4 protein-coding genes are annotated in these 5868 nt (G+C 69.7%); 1 reads left to right on the top strand and 3 read right to left on the bottom strand.

Annotated features, from left to right (window positions below; translation table 11 throughout):
* Positions 1 to 45: 45 nt before the first annotated feature.
* The 3 genes from M4J07_RS46275 to M4J07_RS46265 all read right to left on the bottom strand — a co-directional run bounded on the left by M4J07_RS46275 (position 46) and on the right by M4J07_RS46265 (position 3953).
* Complete coding sequence (locus M4J07_RS46275) at positions 46 to 1413, bottom strand: extracellular solute-binding protein (RefSeq protein ID WP_255983120.1); 1368 nt, start codon at positions 1411 to 1413, stop codon at positions 46 to 48.
* A gap of 168 nt (positions 1414 to 1581) precedes the next feature.
* The gene (locus M4J07_RS46270; RefSeq protein WP_255983118.1) at positions 1582 to 2259 is read right to left on the bottom strand and encodes a response regulator; all 678 of its coding nucleotides are present in this window, start codon (positions 2257 to 2259) and stop codon (positions 1582 to 1584) included.
* Positions 2256 to 3953: a sensor histidine kinase gene (locus M4J07_RS46265; protein ID WP_255983116.1), complete on the bottom strand. Its 1698-nt coding sequence runs from the start codon at positions 3951 to 3953 to the stop codon at positions 2256 to 2258. Before M4J07_RS46265 ends, M4J07_RS46270 begins: the two co-directional genes overlap by 4 nt.
* A 150-nt stretch (positions 3954 to 4103) precedes the next feature.
* Between M4J07_RS46265 and M4J07_RS46260 the strand changes: the two genes are divergently transcribed.
* Positions 4104 to 5495, top strand: a complete 1392-nt coding sequence (locus tag M4J07_RS46260; RefSeq protein ID WP_308284833.1) for a cation:dicarboxylate symporter family transporter — start codon at positions 4104 to 4106, stop codon at positions 5493 to 5495.
* The last annotated feature ends 373 nt before the right edge of the window (positions 5496 to 5868 follow it).

Raw genomic sequence — 5868 nt, 5'->3', positions numbered from 1 at the left:
CCCCTGGCGGGGCGCGTATCCCGGCGGAGCCCTGGCGACCGGCCCCTACGGCTTGTTGACGACCTTTCCGTCCGCCGCCGTCTTCAGTTGTTCGTCGTACGCGGACGCCGCCTTGTCCACCGACGCGTCACCCGTCGTCACCGACTCCATCGCCTCCTGGATCGCCGTGGAGACCTTCGGGTACGCGGGGTAGGCCGGGCGGTAGTGGGTCGAGGCGACCAGATCCGTGAAGAACTTGATGCCGGGCTGCGCCTTCACGTACGCCGGGTCCGCCGCGACGTCCTTGCGGACCGCGATGCCGGAGTTCGCGATGTACCAGCGCTGCGCGTTCGCCTTCGTCTGCATCGTCTTGATGAAGTCGAAGGCCAGATCGGGGTTGGCCGCCTTGGACGGGACCGCCCAGGTCCAGCCGCCGGACATGGAGACCTTGCCGGGCGCCTGACCGTTCTGCGTCGGCATGTGCGCGAGCCCCAGCTTGTCCGACCACTCCGGCCACTCGTGGCCCGAGCCCTTCAGCCAGTCCTGCGGCAGCCACGAACCGTCGAGGTTGATGCCCAGCTTGCCCTTGGGCAGGAACTCGCCGCGCACCCGCGTGGCCCAGTTCGGGTCGAGGGCGTCGGAGACGTCGGGCCCGAGCTTCTCCTTGAACACCGTCTCCACGAACCGGAGGCTGTCCTTGAACGCCTTCGAGCCCGCGATCCACTTGCTCGTCGACGTCTCGTACAGCGGGTCGGCACTGCCGTCGCCCGTGCCGTACAACAGCATCTCGAAGCCCTGCATCGTGGCGGCCTCACCGTTCGGCTTGCCGGTGTAGACGTTCAGCGGGACCGCGTCGGGGACCTTTTCCTTGATGGCCCGGGCCGCGTCGAGCACCTCCGCCCAACTCTTCGGCTGCCAGGGCGTCTTGATCCCCGCCTTCGCCAGGATCGCCTTGTCGTACCAGAGGCCGCGGGTGTCCGTGCCGTCCGGGACGCCGTACGTCTTCCCGTCCTGCGCCTTCGCGGCCGACTTCGCCGTGTCGATGAACTGGCCCCAGTCCTGCCACTTGTCCAGGTACTTGTCCAGCGGCTTCAAGTACCCGGCGGTGATGTCGGAGTTGATGAGGAACGTGTCCTCGTAGACCAGGTCGGGCGCCGTCCGCGGCGAACGCAGCATCTGCTGGAGCTTCGTGTAGTACTCGGAGTCCGGGGCCTTGATCGGGACGAGTTCGACCTTCTTGCCCGGGTTGGCCTTCTCGAACTGCTTCTTCATCGCGGCCAGATAGGTGTCCATCACCTTGATCTGGTTGTCCGTGGACTGCTTGAAGGAGACCTTGATCGTGTTCGAGTCACTGCCGGAGTCACCCCCGCACGCGGTGAGGGTTCCGGCGGCCAGCAGGGCGGTGGCGACGAGCAGAGGAGCGGTGGGGCGCACGGGCACGACCTCCTACGAGCGTCGCGGGCATCGTTGCCTCGCGGGGCTGCCCGTGAACGTACGTTCAGGCTCGGAGCAGGGTCAATGGGTGTGCGCGGCCCAACGACGGTGCCGTGACAACGTTGTTATCGAGGGGCGGCGAACGGCGCCCGCGGCCCGCCGACGCGGCTACTTCCAGGTGTAGATCAACTCGGGGCGGCCCACCTGCCCGTACTGCGGACTGCGCGCCGCGCGCCCCGCGTCGACCAGGTGCTCCAGATAACGCCGCGCCGTGATCCGCGAGATGCCCACCGTCTCCGCGGCCACCGCCGCCGTCAGGCCCTCCGGCGACCCCTCCCGCAACGCCTGCGTGACCCGCTCCAGCGTCGGCGCGCTCAGCCCCTTGGGCAGCGCGGCCGGCGCGGGCGACCGCAGATTGGCCAGCGCCCGGTCGACCTCGTCCTGCCCGGTCGCCTCCCCCGACGTGGTCCGGTACTCGGCGTACCGCACCAGCCGGTCGCGCAGCGTGGCGAACGTGAACGGCTTCAGCACGTACTGCACGACCCCCAGCGACACCCCCTCACGGACCACCGCCAGATCACGGGCCGAGGTCACCGCGATCACGTCCGCGTGGTGCCCGGCGGCCCGCAGCGAACGGGCGAGCGCCAGACCGTGCCCGTCCGGCAGGTGCAGGTCCAGCAGGATCAGATCGACCGCCGCACGGTCCAGGACCCGCCGCGCCTCGGCGGCGGTGTGCGCCCTGGCGACCGTACGGAAGCCGGTCACCCGGTCCACGTACAGGGCGTGCGCGTCGGCCGCCACGGGATCGTCCTCGACGACCAGAACCTTGATGTGGGCGTCCGTCATGGTGTGCGCTTCCCCGATGTCGTAGCGGCGTCCGTCGGCACGGCGCCCGTGGTGGTGACGTCCGTCGTGGTGGTGGCGTCCGGCGCGGTGCGAGGCGAGGGTACGGCGCCCAGCGGCAGGGCGACCGTGAACACGGCACCGCCCTCCGCGGCCCCGGCCAGCTCCAGCGTGCCACCACCGCGCGCCACGGCCTGCCGGACGAGCGCGAGCCCGAGGCCCCGCCCGTTCGGACCGGCCGGCTTCGTCGACCAGCCCCGCTCGAACACGGCGTCCGCGTGCTCCGGCTCCACGCCGGGACCGGAGTCCGCCACCCGCAGCAGCAGGGCGTCGTCCCCAGTGCGGGCGGTGACGGTGACCCGGGCGCGCGGCGATCCCTGCGCCGCGTCCACCGCGTTGTCGATCAGATTCCCCAGCACCGTGACCAGATCCCGCGCCGGCAGCGTCTGCGGCAGCAGCCCGTCGTCGATCCGGGTGTCGGCCGACACCACCAGCTCCACCCCGTGCTCGTTGGCCTGCGCGGCCTTCCCCAGCAGCAGCGCCGCCAGCACCGGCTCGCTCACGGCGCCCACCACCTGGTCGGTCAGCGCCTGCGCCAGCTCCAGCTCCGCCGTCGCGAAGTCGACCGCCTCGTCGGCCCGCCCCAGCTCGATCAGCGACACCACGGTGTGCAGCCGGTTCGCGGCCTCGTGCGCCTGCGACCGCAACGCCTGCGTGAACCCCCGCTCCGAGTCCAGCTCACCCATCACCGACTGCAGCTCGGTGTGATCGCGCAGCGTGACCACGGTGCCGCGCCGGTTCTCACTGGTCACCGGCGAGGTGTTCACCACCACGACCCGGTCCGCCGTCAGATGCACCTCGTCCACCCGCGGCTCCGCGGCGAGGAGCGCCCCGGTCAGCGGCGTCGGCAGCCCGAGCTCGGCCACCGACCGCCCCACCGCGTCGTCCCCCACCCCGAGCAGCTCCCGCGCCCCGTCGTTGATGAGCGCCACCCGCCGCTGCCCGTCGAGCATCACGAGCCCCTCGCGGACGGCGTGCAGCGCCGCCTGGTGATAGGCGTGCATCCGGCTCAGCTCGGTTGCGTTCATACCGTGCGTATGACGGCGCAGCCGCGCATTGATCACGTACGTGCCGATGCCGCCGAGCACCAGCGCGGCCAGCGCGACACCGGCGACCGCGAGCACCTGCCCCCGCGCCTGCTCGGTGATCTCGTCGATGGTGATCCCGGCGCTGACCAGACCCACGACCCGGCCACCGCCGTCGTACACCGGAGTGACCACCCGCACCGAGGCCCCGAGCGTCCCGGTGTACGTCTCCGAGAACGTCTCCCCCTTCAGCGCGGGGCCGATATGCCCGAGGAACCGCTCGCCGATCTGGTGCCGGTCCGGATGCGTCCAGCGGATCCCGTCCGTGTCCATGATCGTCACGAAGTCGACGCCCGTGTGCTGCTGCACGTCCGTCGCGTACGGCTGCAGGCTCACCGTCGGATCCGCGGACTCCATGATCGCCTCGCGCACCGAACCGGCGTCGGCCACCGCCGTCGCCGCGGCCGTCGCCTGCCGCCGCGCCGCGGTCTCCGCCTGCCCCCGGTCACTGACGTACGTGAACAGGGCACACCCCGCCACCACGACCGCCACGAGCACGGCCTGCATCGCGAAGAGCTGGCCGGCCAGGCTGCGGGGACGGGGGAGACGCATGGGCTCAGTCTGCCTGTCGTATAAGCGCGAACTAAATGAACGGAAGGGTGACAGTGCTCACCGCCTGGGAGACAGTCACCGGGATTCGCAGGACGTGAGCCGCACGCACTGCGGTGATCCAGTACGCCGACGACGTCGTCAGGAGGAGCCGTGGCCGAGAACGGGACCGCGACCACCAAAACACCCGCCGCGAAGCGGGACCGCACCCACTATCTCTACATCGCCGTGATCGTGGCGGTGCTTCTCGGCATCGCCGTGGGCTTCATCTGGCCCGACTTCGCCAAGGAGCTCAAGCCCGTCGGCACGGGCTTCGTGAACCTGATCAAGATGATGATCTCGCCCATCATCTTCTGCACCATTGTCCTGGGCGTCGGCTCGGTACGGAAGGCCGCCAAGATCGGCAAGGTCGGCGGCCTCGCCCTCGGCTACTTCATCGTGATGTCGGTCGTGGCCCTCGCCATCGGCCTGATCGTCGGCAACATCCTCGACCCCGGCACCGGCATGCACCTCACCGACGCCACCAAGGACGTCGGCCACACGGCGGCCGAGGAGGCGGCCGAAGGACCGGTCGACTTCGTCCTCGGCATCATCCCGGCGACCCTCGTCTCCGCCTTCACCGAGGGCCAGGTCCTCCAGACCCTCCTCGTGGCGCTCCTCGTCGGCTTCGCGCTCCAGGCCATGGGCCGCGGCGGCGAGCCCGTCCTGCGCGGCATCGAGCACATCCAGCGGCTCGTCTTCCGCGTCCTCGGCATGATCATGTGGGCCGCCCCGGTCGGCGCCTTCGGCGCGATGGCCGCGGTCATCGGCGAGACGGGCGTCGACGCCCTCAAGGCCCTCGCCACCATCATGATCGGCTTCTACGTCACCTGCGCCCTGTTCGTCGGCGTGGTCCTGGCGGCGATCCTCCGCCTCGCGACGGGCTACAACATCTTCTCGCTGCTCAAGTACCTGGGCCGGGAGTTCCTCCTCATCCTCTCGACCTCGTCGTCGGAGTCGGCCCTGCCGCGCCTGATCGCGAAGATGGAGCACCTGGGCGTCTCCCGCCCGGTCGTCGGCATCACCGTGCCGACCGGCTACTCCTTCAACCTCGACGGCACCATGATCTACCTGACCATGGCGTCCCTCTTCATCGCCGACGCCATGGACCAGCCCATGAGCATCGGCCAGCAGATCGGCCTGCTCCTCTTCATGATGGTCGCGTCGAAGGGCGCCGCGGGCGTCTCCGGCTCCGGCATCGCCGTCCTCGCGAGCGGCCTCCAGTCCCACAAGCCCGGCCTCGTGGACGGCGTCGGCCTCATCATCGGCATCGACCGCTTCATGAGCGAGGCCCGCGCCCTGACGAACTTCGCGGGCAACGCGGTGGCCACGCTGCTCATCGGTACGTGGACCGGGGAAGTGGACCGGGACCGGGTGCAGCGGGTGCTCGCCGGCGACCTCCCGTTCGACGAGCGCACGCTCCTCGACACGGGCGCCGACGACGCGGACGTCCCGACGCCGCGGGACGGTGGCCCGTCCACCGAGAAGGAACCCGTGAACGCCTGACTCCGCTCGCAGCTCCACGCCACGATCGCCGGTTTGTACTACCGGCGATCGTGGCGTAAGGTCCTGCGAGTTGTCCGGGCCACGAAGGCCCTGGGCAGCACCTCCCGCCGCGCGAGCGGCACCCAACCTCAGCACGATCTCCCCACGGGATTGATTTCGGCATGTCCGAATTCATTTCGAAATTGGGTTGCGGCTGTCCTGATCGGTCCGATTAGGAACTGCCGAGCGGATCCGCTAAAGTTTGGGACGTCGGAACGGCCCAACAGCCGCGAAGACAAACCCAGTTGACTGGGAATCAGGCCCGAAAGGATCTGATAGAGTCAACACCGCAGGAAAGCCGAAAGGCCGGAAAGCGGAAAGCAAGACCAGAAAC

It is taken from the genome of Streptomyces longispororuber, assembly GCF_024448165.1.
Lineage (GTDB): Bacteria > Actinomycetota > Actinomycetes > Streptomycetales > Streptomycetaceae > Streptomyces > Streptomyces longispororuber_A.
The sequence above is the reverse complement of the archived record's forward strand: the minus strand, read 5'-3'. Positions and strand labels throughout refer to the sequence as shown.

Coding starts and splice junctions, on each gene's coding strand:
- M4J07_RS46270 (WP_255983118.1), bottom strand. CDS start 2,259: ATGACGGACGCCCACATCAAGGTTCTGGTCGTCGAGGACGATCCCGTG.
- M4J07_RS46265 (WP_255983116.1), bottom strand. CDS start 3,953: ATGCGTCTCCCCCGTCCCCGCAGCCTGGCCGGCCAGCTCTTCGCGATG.